General features: G+C 63.7%; 16 protein-coding genes. 1 reads left to right on the top strand and 15 read right to left on the bottom strand.

All coding sequences use genetic code 11. From position 1 onward, the window contains the following. Positions 1–66: 66 nt before the first annotated feature. The 13 genes from secG to tpiA all read right to left on the bottom strand — a co-directional run bounded on the left by secG (position 67) and on the right by tpiA (position 14,578). Complete coding sequence (gene secG, locus R2770_00525) at positions 67–297, bottom strand: preprotein translocase subunit SecG (GenBank protein ID MEZ5278931.1); 231 nt, start codon at positions 295–297, stop codon at positions 67–69. A gap of 66 nt (positions 298–363) precedes the next feature. Further along, entirely contained in the window at positions 364–912 is a 549-nt protein-coding gene (locus R2770_00520) for a hypothetical protein (GenBank protein ID MEZ5278930.1), read from the bottom strand. Further along, positions 912–1,952, bottom strand: coding sequence for an ATP-binding cassette domain-containing protein (locus tag R2770_00515; protein MEZ5278929.1), 1,041 nt, complete (start codon positions 1,950–1,952; stop codon positions 912–914). Before R2770_00515 ends, R2770_00520 begins: the two co-directional genes overlap by 1 nt. Next, the gene (locus tag R2770_00510; protein MEZ5278928.1) at positions 1,949–3,016 is read right to left on the bottom strand and encodes an ABC transporter ATP-binding protein; all 1,068 of its coding nucleotides are present in this window, start codon (positions 3,014–3,016) and stop codon (positions 1,949–1,951) included. Before R2770_00510 ends, R2770_00515 begins: the two co-directional genes overlap by 4 nt. Beyond that, positions 3,013–4,017: an ABC transporter permease gene (locus R2770_00505; GenBank protein ID MEZ5278927.1), complete on the bottom strand. Its 1,005-nt coding sequence runs from the start codon at positions 4,015–4,017 to the stop codon at positions 3,013–3,015. Before R2770_00505 ends, R2770_00510 begins: the two co-directional genes overlap by 4 nt. Next, positions 4,014–5,504 (bottom strand): ABC transporter permease, encoded by a 1,491-nt coding sequence (locus R2770_00500; protein ID MEZ5278926.1) that lies wholly within the window; start codon positions 5,502–5,504, stop codon positions 4,014–4,016. Before R2770_00500 ends, R2770_00505 begins: the two co-directional genes overlap by 4 nt. A gap of 71 nt (positions 5,505–5,575) precedes the next feature. Beyond that, positions 5,576–7,414, bottom strand: a complete 1,839-nt coding sequence (locus R2770_00495) for an ABC transporter family substrate-binding protein (protein ID MEZ5278925.1) — start codon at positions 7,412–7,414, stop codon at positions 5,576–5,578. Positions 7,415–7,516: 102 nt separating this feature from the next. After that, positions 7,517–8,503: an ABC transporter permease gene (locus tag R2770_00490; GenBank protein ID MEZ5278924.1), complete on the bottom strand. Its 987-nt coding sequence runs from the start codon at positions 8,501–8,503 to the stop codon at positions 7,517–7,519. Further along, positions 8,496–9,515, bottom strand: a complete 1,020-nt coding sequence (locus R2770_00485; protein ID MEZ5278923.1) for an ABC transporter permease — start codon at positions 9,513–9,515, stop codon at positions 8,496–8,498. Before R2770_00485 ends, R2770_00490 begins: the two co-directional genes overlap by 8 nt. 97 nt (positions 9,516–9,612) lie before the next feature. Next, positions 9,613–11,490, bottom strand: coding sequence for a peptide ABC transporter substrate-binding protein (locus R2770_00480; protein MEZ5278922.1), 1,878 nt, complete (start codon positions 11,488–11,490; stop codon positions 9,613–9,615). A 106-nt stretch (positions 11,491–11,596) separates the two neighbouring features. Beyond that, entirely contained in the window at positions 11,597–12,622 is a 1,026-nt protein-coding gene (locus R2770_00475) for a dipeptide ABC transporter ATP-binding protein (protein MEZ5278921.1), read from the bottom strand. 4 nt (positions 12,623–12,626) lie between these two features. After that, positions 12,627–13,664: an ABC transporter ATP-binding protein gene (locus R2770_00470; GenBank protein MEZ5278920.1), complete on the bottom strand. Its 1,038-nt coding sequence runs from the start codon at positions 13,662–13,664 to the stop codon at positions 12,627–12,629. A 140-nt stretch (positions 13,665–13,804) separates the two neighbouring features. Further along, on the bottom strand, positions 13,805–14,578 hold the full coding sequence (tpiA, locus tag R2770_00465; protein MEZ5278919.1) for a triose-phosphate isomerase: 774 nt from the start codon (positions 14,576–14,578) through the stop codon (positions 13,805–13,807). Positions 14,579–14,627: 49 nt separating this feature from the next. On the opposite strand from tpiA, the gene R2770_00460 reads away from it, so the two are divergent. Further along, positions 14,628–15,368, top strand: coding sequence for a GNAT family N-acetyltransferase (locus tag R2770_00460; protein MEZ5278918.1), 741 nt, complete (start codon positions 14,628–14,630; stop codon positions 15,366–15,368). 27 nt (positions 15,369–15,395) lie between these two features. Here the strand turns inward: R2770_00460 and R2770_00455 are convergent, their stop codons facing one another. Together R2770_00455 and gap are read right to left on the bottom strand one after the other, a co-directional pair. Beyond that, complete coding sequence (locus R2770_00455; protein ID MEZ5278917.1) at positions 15,396–16,526, bottom strand: phosphoglycerate kinase; 1,131 nt, start codon at positions 16,524–16,526, stop codon at positions 15,396–15,398. A 12-nt stretch (positions 16,527–16,538) separates the two neighbouring features. Continuing rightward, positions 16,539–17,540: a type I glyceraldehyde-3-phosphate dehydrogenase gene (gap, locus tag R2770_00450; protein ID MEZ5278916.1), complete on the bottom strand. Its 1,002-nt coding sequence runs from the start codon at positions 17,538–17,540 to the stop codon at positions 16,539–16,541.

Here is a 17,540-nt window from a genome sequence, read left to right as displayed (position 1 = left end):
GCCAGGCGGCCGATGTCGTCGCGAAGAGCGCGGTCGGCGGCATCGTTCATGGCGATGCCGGCAGCATCAGGCGAGCAGGAGGCCGAGGCTGACGGTGGTGAACGCGAAGGTGGTGGCGGCGAGGATGGTGATGCGGTCGAGGTTCTTCTCGGCCACGGTAGAGCCGGCCGCAGTGGAGCCAACCGAACCACCGAACATGTCGGACACGCCACCGCCCTTGCCAGAATGCAGCAGCACGAGACCGACCATGGTGATGGCCGACAAGAAGTGCAGAATCCCGATGATCCACGTGAGCATGGGGTGAAACCGTAACAGCCCGGCGACCGTTTCGGGCGCGATCGGCACAATCTCGCTTCGACTGTGTCACGAAGCCGAATCGGGCCGCCATAGACGTCGGCGATACATCCAAGTAGGTGTCCGCCCCTGGGGCGGCCTCTGGTGTTCTCCCAGGCCGAGCACCTCGGCCCACTCGCCCATCACCGACACCACGACGTCGAACTCGAGCGCGCTTTCCATGCGATCGACCAGCGTGTAGCTGCGCCAGCCCGACTTGGCCACGAGCCCTCCGCCCGTGACATCGCGTCGGGTCCGCAGCACGCCGGCCCTGACCCTCGACAACCGATCGATCGAGGCATACGGCAGGTGGTGCGTGCGCAGAACGGCTCGCCGATAAACGCCGTCGTGGCCGAAGTGACAGGCGATGGGCATGTCGAGCAACACGATGGCCCCGAAGCCGATCGCGACCACCAGCCCGCCCAGAGTCCACAAATCGAGGCCGTGCGCAACTGTCAGCAGCACGGCAGCAGTGAGCGCGGCGACAGCTCCGATCGACGACAAGACGATGCCCGTCCAGGATGAGTGAAGGACCACAGTGCGGCTTCGACCAGACCCGGGCTCGGCCAGGCCGGGCATCAGAGCCCGTCGCGGGCGAACGATCCGATCGAGACGGAGACTTCCTCGCCGGGTGCCAAGGGATGGTGACACGCCGAGAACTGGCCGGGCTGACGTTCCAGCAGAGGAGGCTCCTCGACGGCGCATATGTCGGAGGCGCGATAACAGCGAGTGCGGAAACGACAACCGCTGGGAGGATCGACGGGCGAGGGAATGTCGCCCTCGAGAACAATGCGGTTGCGCTGGCGCTCGAGGGCGGGCGACGGGATCGGCACCGCAGACATCAGCGCCTTGGTGTAGGGGTGAGACGGGGCGTCGTAGAGCGTCTGTTTGGAGGCCAGCTCGACGATCTTGCCCAGGTACATCACTGCGACCCGGTCGGAGACGTGACGCACCACCGACAGATCGTGGGCGATGAACAAGAAGGCGATGTTGCGCTCGTCCTGAAGACGCTCGAGCAGGTTGATGACCCCGGCCTGGACGCTGACGTCGAGGGCAGACACCGGCTCGTCCAGGACTATGAAACCGGGGTCGAGGGCCAACGCTCGTGCGATGCCGATGCGCTGTCGCTGGCCGCCTGAGAACTCGTGAGGGTAACGGTTGCCGTGCTCGGGCCGCAGGCCGACATCCTCGAGCAGTGTGGCGACCCTGTCGAGGCGCTCCTTGGTGGAGACCTTCTCGTGGATCACCAGCGGTTCGGCGACGATGTCGTTGACCGGCATCTTCGGGTTGAGCGAGGCGTATGGGTCCTGGAACACCATCTGGACTTCGCGGCGGATCTCGCGAAGCTCGCGCTTGCCCAGACCCACAAGCTCGCGGCCCTTGTACTTGACCGAGCCCGACGTCGGCTCGTGGAGTTGCAAGATCGCACGGCCCGCGGTGCTCTTCCCCGAACCCGATTCACCGACGAGCCCCAGCGTCTCGCCGGGGTGTACGTCGAAGGTGATGCCGGACACCGCATGCACCTTGCCGACCTGCCGGCGGACCAGGCCACCCGACATCACCGGGAACTCTTTGACGAGATCGGTGACCTCGACGATTGGCGGCACGTCGGCATTCATCGGTCGTCACCACCCTGCGCGGCCTGGGCGGTCTCGGCGGCCTGCATCTGGGCCAGGTCGGTCCAGCGGTGGCACGCAGACAGATGGCCGGGCTGATCGGTCTCTTCGAGTTCGGGTTCGGTGACGCTGCAGCGATCGATGGCAAAGCTGCACCGAGGCGTGAACGGGCAACCGTCTGGTGGGTTGACCAAGCTGGGCGGGGTTCCCGGGATGGGTGTGAGCACCTCTTGGCCGCCCTGAAGGGTCGGGATCGCACCCAGAAGGCCCTTGGTATAGGGCATACGAGGGGCTTCGTAGATCTGCTCGACGTCACCGCGTTCGACGAAACGGCCGCCGTACATGACTGCGACCCGGTCGGCCATTCCGGCGACGACCCCCAGGTCGTGGGTGATCAAGATGATGGCTGCGCCCAGCTCCTCTTTGACCGACATGAGAGTCTCGAGAACCTGGGCTTGCACCGTCACGTCGAGGGCTGTGGTGGGCTCGTCGGCGATGATGATGTCGGGGTTGTTCATCATCGCCATCGCGATCATGACCCGCTGGCGCATACCGCCGGAGAACTCGTGTGGATAGGCGTCGGCGCGCTGTCTCGGCTGGGGAATACCAACCGTCGCCAAGGCCTCGATCGCAAGGGCCTTGGCTGCCTTGGGAGAGATGTGGTTGTGGGCCCTCACGATCTCGGCGAGCTGGTAGCCGATCGTGTACACCGGGTTCAGCGACGTCATCGGATCTTGGAAGATCATCGAAATGTCGTTGCCGCGAAACTTGCGCACCTCACGGTCGGGGCGGCCCAGGAGCTGATTGCCGCGGAACACGGCGCTGCCGCTGATACGAGCGGTGCGAGGCAACAGTCCCATGAGGGCCATCTGCGAGACCGACTTACCAGAGCCCGATTCGCCGACGATGCCGAAGACCTCGTTGCGGCGCAGCTCGTAGGAAACGCCGCGAACGGCGAGCACGAGGCCATCTTCGGAAGGGAACGAAACGTGAAGGTTCTCGACCGACAGCAACAGCTCGTCGGCCCGCCCGTTGTCGGCCGAGGAAGCGCCTTGAGTTGTGGTCACTGGCGAACCCGATTCTGGCGGGCGTCGAAGGCATCGCGCAGGCCGTCACCGATGAAGTTGATGCACAAGGCGATGGTCACGATGAACATGCCGGGCCACCAGAAGAGCCAGGGCCTGGTGTTGAAAGCCGATTGGTACTGAGACACCTGCTTTCCTAGCGACCAGTCCGAACCGCTGACGCCCAAGCCCAGGTACGAAAGCGCCGTCTCGACCAGGATGGCTGCCGAGATCAGCAGGGTGGCGAACACGATCACCGAACCGATGACGTTGGGCAGGATGTGTTTCCACATGATGCGCGAGTTGGTGGCGCCCAGGGCCCGGGCAGCCTCGACGAACTCTTTCTCGCGCAGCGACATGAACTCGGCACGTATGACGCGCGACGTAGATAGCCAGGACGCCAACGCGATGATGAGCGCCAACACGAAGATGCTCTTGCTGTCGAAGGTGCGGCCGAGCACAGCAGCCACCAGCAGCAGCGGGATGGTGAACAACACGTCGACGAAGCGCATCAGCACGTTGTCGACCCAACCGCGATAGAAGCCGGCCAAGCCACCGACGACGGTACCGATGACGGTTGCGATGACACCGGCCACCGTGGCGATGATGATGCTCTGCTGGGCGCCGCGGAGGGTGACGGCAAAGTAGTCGCGGCCGATGTTGTCCTGGCCGAAGGGATGCTCGCCGAGCATCACCCCATCACCATCGAGCCAGGGGATGGCATCGAGCGTGGGACGGCCGCCGTTCTCGACGATGCCTGCAAAGTTGTAGTCGTGCTTCCACAGTCGCAGGCCCACGAACGCCAACATCACGATGAAGATCAGCACCGCCAGACTGATCATGGCCAGGCGGTGATGGAAGAACCGCGAGATGACCATCTGGCGCTGGGTGCGCGCCTCGACCGTGAACTCACGATCGACTGGGCCCGACGACTCGGAGCCACCGGCCGGCCCCTCGGAGGCAACTCGATTGTTGACCCTGTAGGCACCCATATCGCCTGTCATCGACGGATCCTCGGGTCTAGGTAGGCGTACATGATGTCGGCCACGGCGTTCAGCAGCACGATCGAAAGAGACACCACGACCAGGAAGGCCATGATGGGATATGGGTCGATGTTGTTGAGCCCGGTGATGAACAACGAGCCCATCCCCCGCCAGTTGAACACCCGCTCGGTGATGACGGCACCCTCGATGGCGGTGGCGAAGCTGATGGTGATGACCGTCATCACAGGGATCAAGGCGGTGCGGAACGCGTGCCGCATCACCACCTGGGTGGCCGGCAGGCCCTTGGCCTTGGCCGTGCGCACATAGTCGGAGTTGAGCGTCTCGAGCATGGAGGCCCGGGTGAAGCGCATGTAGGACGCGAACCCGATCAGGGCCAGTGCGAGCGAGGGCAGGATCTGGTGCCCCGCGTAGTCGACCATCGTCTCCCAGAAGGTGCCGCTGAAGTTGGGCGTCTTGGGATCGATAGTGGCGATGGTTCGCCCAGGGCTCCAGGCCGAGATGAACCTGTCGACCACGACCACACTTCCGAGCAGGAAGGTGGCGATCATGCCAGCCTGAGCAGCGGGGCGACGGTCGATCTCGCCGCCTATTGCAACACCCACCGCAGCACCCGAGGTCAACGAGAACACGAATAGAAGGAACAACCGGGTCCAGCTGGCATCTTCGATCCACGAGTCGAGGACCAGCGAGCCGAGGAATCCAACCAGAGCCGCAGCGACGCCGGCCACTGCCACACGGCGATTGCTCAATGGGGCGACGCTCATGGCCGCAAGGACGCCGCATGCCAGCGCGAGCACGGCGATTAGCAGCGGCGACAGGCCCGGGTTGGTGAGCCAGTCGGTGGCGTCGATGACGACCAGGATCGCACCCACAACGGCTGCGGTGATGGCACCACCCGCGGCTCTTCGGGCGAGCGAACCGCCGACCAGGCCGGCGGCCATCAACGCACTCAGGAGACACAAGATGGCGATACCGGTAGCCGATAGGCCGGGCTGTTCGAGGTAGTCGTTGAACTTGATGGCGCCGAACTCTTTCAGCAGAACGGCCAGCCAGAACACGGGGAGTGAGAAGAACAAGAAGGCGGCGAACGTCGACGTGTAGTCGAGGAGGCTGTACTGGCGCACCGCGGTGATGATGCCGACCAGCAGCCCGATGACGATCGACAAGATGGTGGCGATGATGATCAGGCGGAAGGTCGTACCGGCTGCCTGTTTGAGCAGCACCGAGACATCCTGACCGTCACGGTTGAGTCCGAAATCGCCACGGAAGAGGCCTCCGAGCCAGTCGACGTACCGCTCGAAGAACGGCCTGTCGAGCTCGAGGAGACGGCGAACCGTGGCCATCGTCTGCTCGCGGTTGGGGTCGGTCGACTGGCGGTATTGCGCCAACGGGTCGCCCGAGATCGTCACCAGCCAGAAGGTCAGCAATGACGAAGCGAGCAGGATGGGAATTGATACGAGAAGGCGGCGAATGATGAAGAAGAACATTGGGATCAGACGAGGTGCGCCGGGCCGCGGAGTGCGGCCCGGCGCACGACGTCAAGTGTCTAGCACTATGGCTACATCACTGACCAGGAGCTGGCGTTCCAGGTCAGACCGTTCTGCGACGGGTTGAAGACAACACCCGAGATGTTGTCGACGTAGGCGACGACGCCCGGGAAGCTGAACACCGGGATGGTGACCAGGTCTTCCCAGAGGATGGCGTCGACCTGGTTGGCCAGGTCGGCCTGAGTGGCGGCGTCGAGTTCGGTGTTGATGGCGTCGAGCAGTGCGTCGACGTCAGGGTTGCCGTAGCCGGTGAAGTTGAGGCCACCGTTGGTGCGGTAGGTCTCGGACGAGCCGGTCTTCAGCGGGCTGCCGGCCCATGCGAACATGGCGACATCCCAGTCGCTGGCAGCGAGCTCGACATCGAAGAAGGTCTCCGAGCCGGAGTCGATGACGTTGAAGCCGATCTGGTTGCAGCTCTGGATGGTTAGAGCAACCTGGTCGGTACGACGGGCGTTGCCGCCGTTGTCGAACCAGCCGAGACGGATGTCGACGGGCTGAGCCACGCCCGAAGCGTCAAGCAGGGCCTGAGCAGCTTCGAGGTCGACGTTGTCGAAGGCGCCACCCGAAGCATCGACGTAGGCATCCTCGAACTGCTGGTTGAAGCGGTTGTTGAGGATGGTTGCGCCGGGATCGAGCGGAACGATCAGGTTCGACACCATCTGCTGACGGGGCAGGCACAGAGCGAAGGCCTCGCGGACCTCACGGATGGCCAGGTTCGGGTTGTTGAAGTTGAAGTCGAAGTGCTCCCAGACGAACTGCGAGCCCGACTCGACAACCGCGTTGTCGATGCCCTGGAGCTGAGCCAGAAGGTCAGGCGTGGGCTGGGGATCCATGGCGTGGATCTCGCCGTTGGCGAGAGCCTGGGCCTGAGCCTCTTCAGCGATGTAGCGGATCACGACCGGGCCGTTGGCCGGGGTGCCCCAGTAGTTGGGGTTCGGGACGAGCGTGATGCTCGAGCCGGCTTCCCAGCTGTCGAGCATGAGCTTGTCACCAGACGGGATCAGCTCGGCGGGGAGCAGCTCGCCCGGGTTCATCGACCAGCCGTTGTTGAAGAACTCGGCCATGGCCTCGATGCCAGCGCGGTCGTTGTTGTCGAAGGCGGCAACAACGTCGTCGACACCAGCCTGGGCAGCGATGACGTGAGCGGGCATCAGACCGGTGAAGGTCGCACGCCAGTCGGCGAAGACGTCGCTGTAGGTCATGGTGATGGTCTTGCCATCGTCGGAGCAATCGACCGACTCGATGACGTCGAAGCCGGTGTTGCCGGTGACCTGGAACAGCTGGATCTCTGCGCCGGACTCTTCGTCGACGGCGGGTTCGCCATTTTCGTCGAGCTCGAGCTGGGTGCCGTCGTAGGCCTTCCACGCGAAGTAGAAGTCGTCACAGTCGATGGGGTTGCCATCGGACCAAGCAGCGTCGGCGTTGACGACGTACTCGATCACCTGCGGGTCGGTGCTGAGGACGTTGACGGCGTCCATCAGCTCCTCGTCCATGACGAGGCCGCCACCGGGACCGGCGAAGTAGAACGGATCGGGAAGGATCTCGTTGAGCACGATGCCGTTCTTGACAGAGTTCGACGACGCAAGGCCGTTGTTGTAGTTGGAGAACTCCTGGGCGTTGCCGTAGGCGACGGTCTCGGCCATCGGCTCACCACCGTCTTCGGTGGTGTCGGTGGTGTCGTCAGGAGCCGCCGTCGTGTCGGTGGTCTCGTCGCCACCATCATCGGTGGCCTCGGTAGTGGTTGTTGCGCCCTCGTCGTCACCACTGTCTTCGTCGCTGTCGCCGCAAGCCGCGGCGATCATCGAGAAGGCAAATAGCAGCGCAAGGAGCTTCAAGAGCCCTTTGCTCATGGTTGGTCCCTCCATGTTGATGGTGCGCCAGAAAGTCGTATCTCCTGGCGCGGGTGCCGCCATGTTACCGCCGAGTAGTGCTCCAGCGGCGCAATCTCGAACTCAACCCTTCGAACGCAACTTCGGGTCGAGGGCGTCACGAAGGCCGTCGCCGATGAAGTTGACGCTCATCATCGTCAACGACAGCATCAGACCCGGCCAGATGACCCTTGAGGCGTTGATCGCCAGATAGTCCTTGCCCTCGAACAGCAGCCGGCCCCACGTGGGGAACTTCTCGGGGAATCCCAGGCCCAGGAACGACAGCGCCGACTCTGTCAGGATCGCATTGGCCACGCCCAGCGAGGCGGCGACGATCACCGGGCTCAACACGTTGGGCACGATGTGGCGGGTGATCAACCGCCGCTGACGGGTGCCTATCGAGCGCGCCGCTTGGACGAACTCTTCCTCCTTGATGGCCAGCACATCGCCTCGCACCACGCGGGCCGTCTGCATCCAGCTGGTCAACCCGATGACCGTGACCATCAAAATGAACACGCCCATGTTGTCGCCGAAGCGTTCGGTCAACGGCTCGCGGAAGAAGACCACCACGACCAGCAGCAGCGGCAGCAACGGGAGAGCCAGGAACAGGTCGGTGAAGCGCATCAGCGGGCCATCGAGCCAGCGGAAGAACCCGGCGAGAACACCCACCGCGGTGCCGACCAGCAGCCCGACGAGCATCGCCGAGAAGCCGACCGCCAGCGATATCCGCCCGCCCAGCAGCACACGCGCCATGACGTCGCGACCGACGTTGTCTGTGCCCATCGGATGCGCCCATGAAGCGCCCTGGTTTCGACTGGGCACATCGACGGCGAAGGGGTCGACGCCATAGAGCCAAGGCCCCAGGACGGCACCGACGACGATGATCGTCAGCACCGCCAAACCGATTACCGCACCCTTGTGCCGGCGGAACTGTCGCCAGACGTCTCCCCACAACGATCGGTGCTCGCCCAGTGATGCCCGCTCGACGGCGACGTCGACAACCGGACCACCGCCTTCGGTTTCGCCGACGGCGTCCTCGACATGTGAGGGACGTTCGTTCAGGTCAGTCATAACGAATCCTCGGATCCAGGAAGCCGATCAGAACGTCGTTGATGATGTTGAACACGACGATCAGCACAGCGAACATGAAGGTCAGCGTCTGAACCATCGGGACGTCGTTTTGGCCGATGGAGGTGATCAGCAGGGCGCCGAGACCATTGATGCGGAAGATCTGCTCGGTGATGATCGCGCCCGAGAAGATGCCGGGGATCGACAGCGTTATCAGGGTCACGACCGGGATGAGGCTGTTTCGCATCACATGGGTCAAGACCACGCTGCGCTCGCCCACACCCTTCGCCCTGGCGGTGCGTACGAAGTCTGCTTGCAGGTTGTCGAGCACGGCGGCTCGGGTATAGCGGCTGAGGGCCGCCGTATTGAACAGTGTCAACACCAGCACCGGCATGAAGAGCTGTTTGATCTGGATCCAGATACTGGTCCAACTGGTGAGCGAGACGTCGTGGGTCGAGTCGTAGAACGAAGGGAACCAGTTGAGCTTGACGCTGAACACCACGATGGCCAGTAGGCCGGTGAAGAAGGTGGGCACCGAGAACCCGATCATGGTGACCAGCGTGCCCAGGTTGTCGAACCACGAATATTGGCGATACGCCGAGTAGATGCCGATCGGAATCGCCAGCAGGGTTCCCATGAAGAAGGCGACGCCCATTACCCACAGGGTCTGGGGCAGGCGTTGCCAGATGATGTCCATGGCCGGCGATCTCGACGACCAGGAAACTATTCGTGCGCGGTTCTCACAATCACCGATGCAGGTTCCGGTGACGTCGGAAGCCAACTCGAGGGTCTCGTTGACCATCATGAGCTTGTTCCAGGCCCACCACTTCTGTGGGACCGGTTCGTCCAGACCCAAGTTCTCGCGAATCTGCTCGCGGATTTCGGCCGGAACCGTGAGAGGAAGGTTGCTCGTGGGGTCGCCTGGTGCCAAGTCCAGGATCAAGAAGATGATCATGCTGATGGCGATCAGCGTCGGAATGGCGAAGAGCACCCTGCGAAGGATGTAGCGGCTCATCAGATCCCCCAAGAGCTGCGCAGACGGACAGGTCGGCCGGGAAGCCGGGCCCGACGATGGTGTCGGGCCCGGCTTTCACGGCATCAGGAAGGGTCGATCAACCGGCGCGAGTCCAGTCTTCGACGTTCCAGTACTCGCTGTCCCAACCGTTGGGATCGCCATAGCCCTCGATGGTGTTCGAGATGCCAGACACGTTGCCACGGTGGATCAGGGGGATGATCGCGGTGTTCACCAGGATGTCGTTGGCCTGGATGACGAGGTCATCGAGGCCCGGGTCGTCGAGACCCGTCACGGCGATCTGGGCAATCAGGGCGTCATACTCATCGCTGGCGAGCCTCGGGATGTTGTCACCCGACCAGTTGTTGGACTCCTCAGGGATCTGCTCGGTGATCCAGCTCTTGAGGTAGCCACCGGCGTCGGGGCCGGTCGAACCGTTGGTGAACATCTCGATATCGGTGAAGAAGCTCCAGATGTTGACCGGGCTGGCGCCGGTGCCGTCGAAGAACAGGCCTGCGTCCTCGTTCTTCATGTTGGCCTTGACACCGATCTCGGCCCAGTAGGTCTCGATCAGGGCCTGGTTCGACTGGCGCACCGCGTTGGTCGAGGTGACGAAGTCGAACTCGAGGTTGTCGCCGCCACCGGGCATGTTGCGGATGCCGTCGCCGTCTGAGTCCTCGTAGCCAGCCTCATCGAGAAGGCGGTTGGCCTCGTCGATGTCCTGGGTGAGGCACCAGTCGTTGTTGGTGCTGTTCTGCGAGCCGACCGGCCACATGTTGCAGGTGGGCGCACCCGTGGGTCCGTAGCCGACCTCGACCAACTCGTCCCTGTTGATGGCGAGCGAAAGCGCGCGGTGCAGGGTCGGGTTGTCGAAGAAGAACGGGTTCGGGTTGGCCCCGCCGTCGTAATTCGACGGCGATGCATCATTGCGGTTGTTGGTCTGGTTCAGGTTGATGTGCTCGACGTTGGCCGTGAACGAGGTGACGATTCGGCCGTTGCCCGCGCCCTCCATGGGAAGAAGGATCTCGGGTGCAACCTGGTGGTTCCAGGCATAGTCGGCCTCGCCGATTTCGAGCACCGAGCGAGCCGAGGCCTCGGCGTCGCCGCCGCCCTGGATCACAACGCTGCCGAAGAACGGCTTACCTTCGCTGGCTCCGCGATAGTTCGGGTTGTAGTCGTAGACGACCACGTCCTCGGGGCGGAGTTCGGTGACCATGTATGGACCGGTGCCGATTGGCTTCAGGTTCTGGTCGGAGCAACCGAGTGCTGCCTCACCGACGCACGCCTCGAACTGCGCCCTCTGGAGGACCGGCGAGGTGTAGCCGACGAAGGGCTCGTACGGATAGGGCTTGGGGCCGTCGAAGGTGATCAACACCGTCAGGTCGTCGATCGCCTCGACACTGGTCACGCTGACGAAACCGCCGGACGAGCAGCCCGTGAGTTCGTTGGTGCAGTACTCCCAGCTGAACTGAACGTCGTCAGCGGTCAGCGGGGTGCCGTCCGACCACAGGACGCCCTCCTTCAGGGTCCAGGTGATGGTGGTGAGGTCCTCGGAGACACCACCGTTGGCAACGGTCGGAACCTCTGCCGCCAGGGCCGGGACAACGGTGCCATCGGGTGCGAACTCGGCCAGGGGCTCGAGAACGAGCGAGCCTGCGAGCAGGTCCTTGGTGCCGGTCGACAGGTAGGCGTTGGCCTGCGAGGGGGCCTGCCACTGCAGGATGGTCAGCTGACCACCCTGGCCGGCCATCATCGAGCTGCCGCCGTCGTCGGTGGAACCGCCATCATCGGTGGAACCGCCATCATCGGTGGAACCGCCATCATCGGTGGAACCGCCGTCGTCGGTCGATCCGCCATCATCGGTGCCGCCAGACGCCTCGGTGGTCGACGCGCCAGAGCTGCCGTCGTCGCCGTCCGAGTCGCCGCAAGCGGCTGCGATGAGTGCGAACGCAAATAACAGCGCTAGCAATCGTTTCATTTGCATTGTGTTTCTCCCTCCACCCGCGCAATGCACGGGCTTGATCGGATTGTTGCCGAGACCGGCCACCAGTTGAGGTTTCGGCTCGACGAGAACTTGGCTGCCGTCACCAGCCCTCCTCGTGGGCAAAGTGACACGACACCCAGTGACCAGGCTTCACCTCGCGCCACTCGGGCACTTCCGTGCGGCAGCGATCCTGTGCAGCCTGGCAGCGGGTGTGGAAGGTGCAACCCGAGGGCGGGTTGGCCGGGCTTGGAATATCGCCCTTCAAGACGATGCGCTCGCGCCTGGCCTCCACCTCGGGATCGGGCACGGGTACGGCCGAGTGAAGCGCTCGGGTATACGGGTGCAGAGGCTGGCTGTACAAGACATCGCACTCGGCCAACTCGACGATGCGCCCCAAGTACATGACGGCGACGCGGTCGGCTATGTGGCGCACCATGCTCATGTCGTGCGAAATGAACAGGTAGCTCAGCGACAGCTCGTCTTGAAGGTGTTCCAGAAGGTTCGTCACCTGGGCCTGGATCGAGACGTCGAGGGCTGCGATGGGCTCGTCACAAACGATGAAGTCGGGGTTCAAAGCGATGGCCCTGGCGATGCCGATTCGCTGTCTCTGACCACCCGAGAACTCGTGTGGATAGCGGTTGGCGAATGAAGGGTGCAACCCGACCATCTCGAGCAGGTCGTCGACGCGCCGATGCCGTTCGGAGCGCGAGCCCCTGCCATGCTCGAGCAGAGGCTCCTCGATGATCGATGCAACTGTCATTCGGGGATTCAGCGATGCGTGAGGGTTCTGGAACACCATCTGCATGCGCGTGCGCATACGCCGCATCTCAGAGCGCGACAATTCGGTCAGGTCGACACCGTCGAAATGCACGGAGCCACCGGTGGGTCGGTCGAGGTCGATCAGGGCCCGGCCGGTGGTCGACTTACCAGACCCGCTCTCGCCGACGAGCCCGAGCGTCTCGCCGCGATAGATGTCGAAGGTGACACCATCAACGGCCCGCACAGCCCCGACCTGGCGGCGGAACATTCCCTTGGTAATCGGGAAGTGTTTCTCGAGGTTCTTCACCGACACCAGCACCTGCGAATCGGTGGCGGCCTTTGATGTTTGGCGAACTGCCGTGTTCACAGCGTCATCCATCGGAAACCCCCGCAATGCTGACCGGCCGTTCGAAGCTGGAGCTATCGCCAACCTGCTGGCCTAGATCGAGCCAGCACGCAACCCGATGAGTCCCGCCGATGCTTTGCAACTCGGGCATTTCCGTGTGACACCGATCGAAGGCGTGAGGACACCGCGGAGCGAACGAACAACTCGATGGCTTGGCGGTGAGGTTCGGTGGCTGGCCCTTGATGCTGACGAGCTCTTGGCCCTTTTGATCCAGGCGGGGCAAGGAGCTGAGCAATCCCTGTGTGTATGGATGGCTGGGGTTGGCGTACAGCTCTCGCACCGCGGCGTCCTCGACGATTCGTCCGCCGTACATGACCATGACCCGATCGACCAGACCAGCCACCACCGCCAGATCGTGGGTGATCCAGACCATCGCTGTGTTGAGGCGCTCCCTGAGGTCTCGAACGATCTCGATGATCTGGGCCTGAACCGTGACGTCGAGTGCCGTCGTGGGCTCGTCGGCGAACAGCAGCCGCGGTGAGCACGCCAGCGCGATGGCGATCATCACACGTTGACGCATGCCACCCGACAGCTCATGCGGAAACGACCTCAGGCGGCTGCGAGCATCTGGAATGCCGACCAGGGTCAACAACTCGGCCGCCCGCTCGAGAGCCTCGGCCTTGGTGGCACCCTTGTGCAGCCTCAACGGTTCGGCAATTTGACGGCCGATCGACAGCACCGGATTCAGCGACGTCATCGGGTCTTGGAACACGAAGCCGATCTCCGAGCCGCGCACCTCGCGAAGCTCGTCGAGGCCGATGTCGAGGAGGTCGCGCCCGTCGAAGGTCGCAGTGCCGGCGGCTATGCGGCCGGGCGGCATCGGGATCAGCCGCATCACCGACATCATGGTCACGCTCTTGCCAGAACCGCTCTCGCCGACCACTCCGACGAACTCGCCGGCCTTCAAGCTGAAGTCGACGCCGTTCACCGCGAACACTGTGCCGTCAGGCGTGTCGAACTCGACGGCGAGACCGCGAACGTCGAGAACCCGACCTTCGTCCATCACCCGCTGTATCCCCCGCCGCCCTGGTCGGTCGCCAATGCCATTCCTCGTCCCCCGGTGAGTTAGTGCCGCAGGATCCTATAACGCGGGCACGCCGGCGTGTCGACCAAACGTGTTAACGGTCTATTTCGACGAGCGACTCACGAGTCGAGGTCGTATTGGACGATGCGAGCGAAACTGTTGGCCTCTAGAGCTGCTCCGCCTACCAGAGCGCCGTCGATGTCTGGGCGCGACAGCAGTTCCTTTGCATTCGTCGGCTTGACCGAACCGCCGTACTGAACACGCACCGAATCGCCCGCTCCGGACTTGATGTCGTCGACGACCCGGCGCACGTGAGCACACATGTCCTGGGCATCGTCAGAGGTTGCGGTGGCACCGGTACCTATGGCCCAGATGGGCTCGTAGGCCACGACCAGACCGCCGAGTTGTTCGGCCGAGAGGCCTGCGAGGCTGGCACGCAACTGGGCCTCGACCACTGCCTCGTGCTGGTTGACATCGCGCTGTTCGATGGTCTCGCCGACGCAGACGATGGGCGTCATCTCGTTCTTCAGAACGGCCTTGGCCTTCTTGTTGACTATCTCGTCGGACTCCCCGAACAACTGGCGCCGCTCGCTGTGTCCGACGATGACATAAGCCACGTTGAGCTTCTGCAGCATCTCGGGCGAAACCTCGCCGGTAAAGGCGCCCTTGGGCTCGAAGTGCACGTTCTGGGCACCCAAGCCGATCTTCATTCGGTCGGCGTCGATGACGGTCTGAACAGATCGGATGTCGGTGAACGGCGGGTGCACCGTGACTTCGACGGCATCGAAGTCGTGCCCGTTCAACTCGTAGCTGAGCTTTTGGACCAACTGGATCGCCTCGAAATGATTGAGGTGCATCTTCCAGTTGCCACTTACCAACATTCGCCTTGTCACAAGGCGAATGTAGCGCCTACCGGGACACGCGGGCTTTATCGTCGCTCCGATGAAACGCCAACTGTTCCTGCAGGCCCTTGCCGAAAGCTGGCGGATCGACCCTGAGCTCTCCCAGAGCAAGGGTCGCACGATCGTCGCATGCGAGGACAGGCGCGACACCAACATCGCTTCCGGCTACGCCTTTGGTGAACACCTCGTGGTGCTGTGCGATCCGATCCACGCCGAAGCCCTCGAGCTGATACTGCCCGACACAGCGTGCACCGTCGAACAATGGCGCGCTGCGGCACAGCGGCGCGAGCTGGAACTAGTCGGCTCGGCCCGTTTGCTTCTGATCGACGACCAACGCCTCGATTGCGCACCGGACACTACGCCTGCGCTATCGAGCGGCTACGAGTTCGCGTCGCTCGACGCGGCAGCGCCCGAAAACCGGTCAGAGCTCGAGCGTCTGGTCGAGTCGTTGGGACCAGAAGCCGCCGACGACGCCGAGATCGAACTCGACGACCCCGACCACCACGCCGTAGTCGTACGATTCGGCGGTGAACCCATCGCCTACGCCGGGGCCAAACCGTGGGGCGACATGGTGGGCTGGGGAGACATAGGCATCGCAGTATGTGCCGAGCACCGCCGAGCCGGAGTGGGCGCCGCGGCTGTGCGGACCCTTGTGGGCGAACTCCGCGACTCCCGAATCGAACCGCTATACCGGCACAACGACGACAACACCGCCTCGGCAGCCCTTGCTGACAGCGTCGGATTCGCAGCGGTCAGCCATCTGAGCGCCTACCGGTTCTGATCGCGCCTCGATTCGGCCTCGTGCTGATCAGCCGAGGTTCGGGGCGTTTCGCAAAGCCTCGAGACCTGGAAGGTCGCCGTTCTCGAGCAACTCGAGGCTGGCTCCCCCGCCGGTCGACACATGGTCGATCTCGGACGCCAGTCCGAACTGGGCGATGGCAGCAGCGCTGTCGCCACCACCGACGACCGTGAACGCCCGGGTGTCGGCCATGGCCTGGGCCACGGCCCTGGTGCCGCCGGCGAAACGGTCGTCCTCGAACATGCCCATGGGCCCGTTCCAGAACACCATTCGCGCGTCCATCACGGCGTCGCCGAACTCGGCAGCTGAGCCCGGGCCGATGTCGTAGCCAGTCCAGCCGTCGGGCAGATTGCGGCCCAGTTGGCGCACATCGACACCGTCGGGGCCCAGAGCCGTGACATCGCTGGGAAGCAGGATCGGAGCATCGGAGTCGAGCAACCTGCGAGCCACCTCGACCTGGTCGTCTTCGCACAGCGAGTTGCCAACCGAGTTGCCCATCGCCTTGAAGAAGGTGAAGCACATGGCGCCGCCCACGATGAGCTGATCGACGATGCCGGCGAGGGCCTCGATGACGCCGATCTTGTCGCTGACCTTGGCCCCGCCCAAGACGGCCACGAACGGCCGCTTGGGGTTTGAGCGCATGCCGCCCAGAACTTCGACCTCTTTTTCGAGCAGCCGACCCGCCGCACTGGGCAGCGTCTTGGGTGGGCCCACGATGGAGGCGTGGGCCCGATGCGACGCCCCGAAGGCATCGTTGACATAGCCGTCGAAGCCCTTGACCAGCTCGGCTACGAAGGCGGGGTCGTTGCTGGTCTCGCCCGCGTTGAAACGCAGGTTCTCGAGCAGCTCGACCCCCGGCGCCAGCTCGGCCAGCCGCTCGCGCACCGGAGCGACCGAATACTTGGGGTCGGGTTCGCCCTTGGGCCGACCGAGGTGAGACGCGGTCACCACCGCGGCTCCGTGCTGCTGCAGCCACTCGATGGTGGGCAGGGCGGCGCGAATCCGCAGATCGTCGGAGATCTGACCGTCGCGCAGAGGCACGTTGAAGTCGGTGCGCACGAGGATGCGCTTGCCGGTGAGGTCGCCGCCCAGCGCCTCGAGAAGATCCTCGAGGCGCGGCACGTCAAATGTGTTCGACATGTCTGGACCCGGTCAGGAACAGGCGTGCATGACGAGGTCGACGAGGCGGTTGGAGTAGCCCCACTCGTTGTCGTACCAGCCACAGACCTTGACGAGGTTGCCCATGGCCATGGTCATGCCGGCATCGATGGTGCAGCTCCACGGAGTGCCCACGATGTCGGAGCTGACCAGCGGAGCCTCGCTGTACTCGAGCACCGAAGCCAAAGGACCCGAGGCCGACGCGGCGGCGTAGGCGGCGTTGATCTCTTCGACGGTGACGTCCTTGCTGAGGATGGCAGTGAAGTCGGTGATCGACCCGTCGGGAATGGGCACGCGCAGCGACGTGCCGTCGAGCTTGCCCTGCATCGCCTGCAGAACCAGGCCCGTGGCCCGGGCCGCACCTGTCGAGGTCGGAACGATGTTGACGGCCGCAGCGCGAGCACGGCGAAGGTCCTTGTGCGGACCGTCGACGATCGACTGGTCGCCGGTGTAAGCGTGCACCGTCGTCATGAGGCCCTTCTCGACGCCGAACGCATCGTCGAGCACCTTGACCATCGGAACGAAGCAGTTGGTGGTGCAGCTGGCGTTGGAGATGACCTTGTGCTGCGAGGCATCGAAGTCCTCGTGATTGACACCGAACACGATGGTGGCGTCGGCGCCGCCCGAGGGTGCGGACACGATCACCAGGGGTGCGCCGGCATCGAGATGCATCGCAGCCTTGTCACGGTCGGTGAAGATGCCGGTCGATTCGATGACCACATCTACGCCCAGATCGCCCCACGGAAGCTCCTTGGGGTCGCGCACGGACAGGACCTTCAGAACATCGCCGTCGACCGAGATGCCATCGTCGGTGGCGATGATGTCGGATGCCAGGTTGGGCATCACCGAGTCGTACTTGAGCAGGTGAGCCATGGTGGCCTTGTCGCCCAGGTCGTTGACGGCGACGAAGTCGATGTCGGCGCCCTGGTCCTTGGCGGCCCTGAAGAAGTTGCGGCCGATACGGCCAAAGCCGTTGATGCCAACACGTACGGTCAT

Source organism: Acidimicrobiales bacterium (genome assembly GCA_041394185.1).
Taxonomy (GTDB): Bacteria; Actinomycetota; Acidimicrobiia; order Acidimicrobiales; family Poriferisodalaceae; genus JAAETH01.
This window is presented reverse-complemented; position numbering and strand designations above follow the sequence as displayed.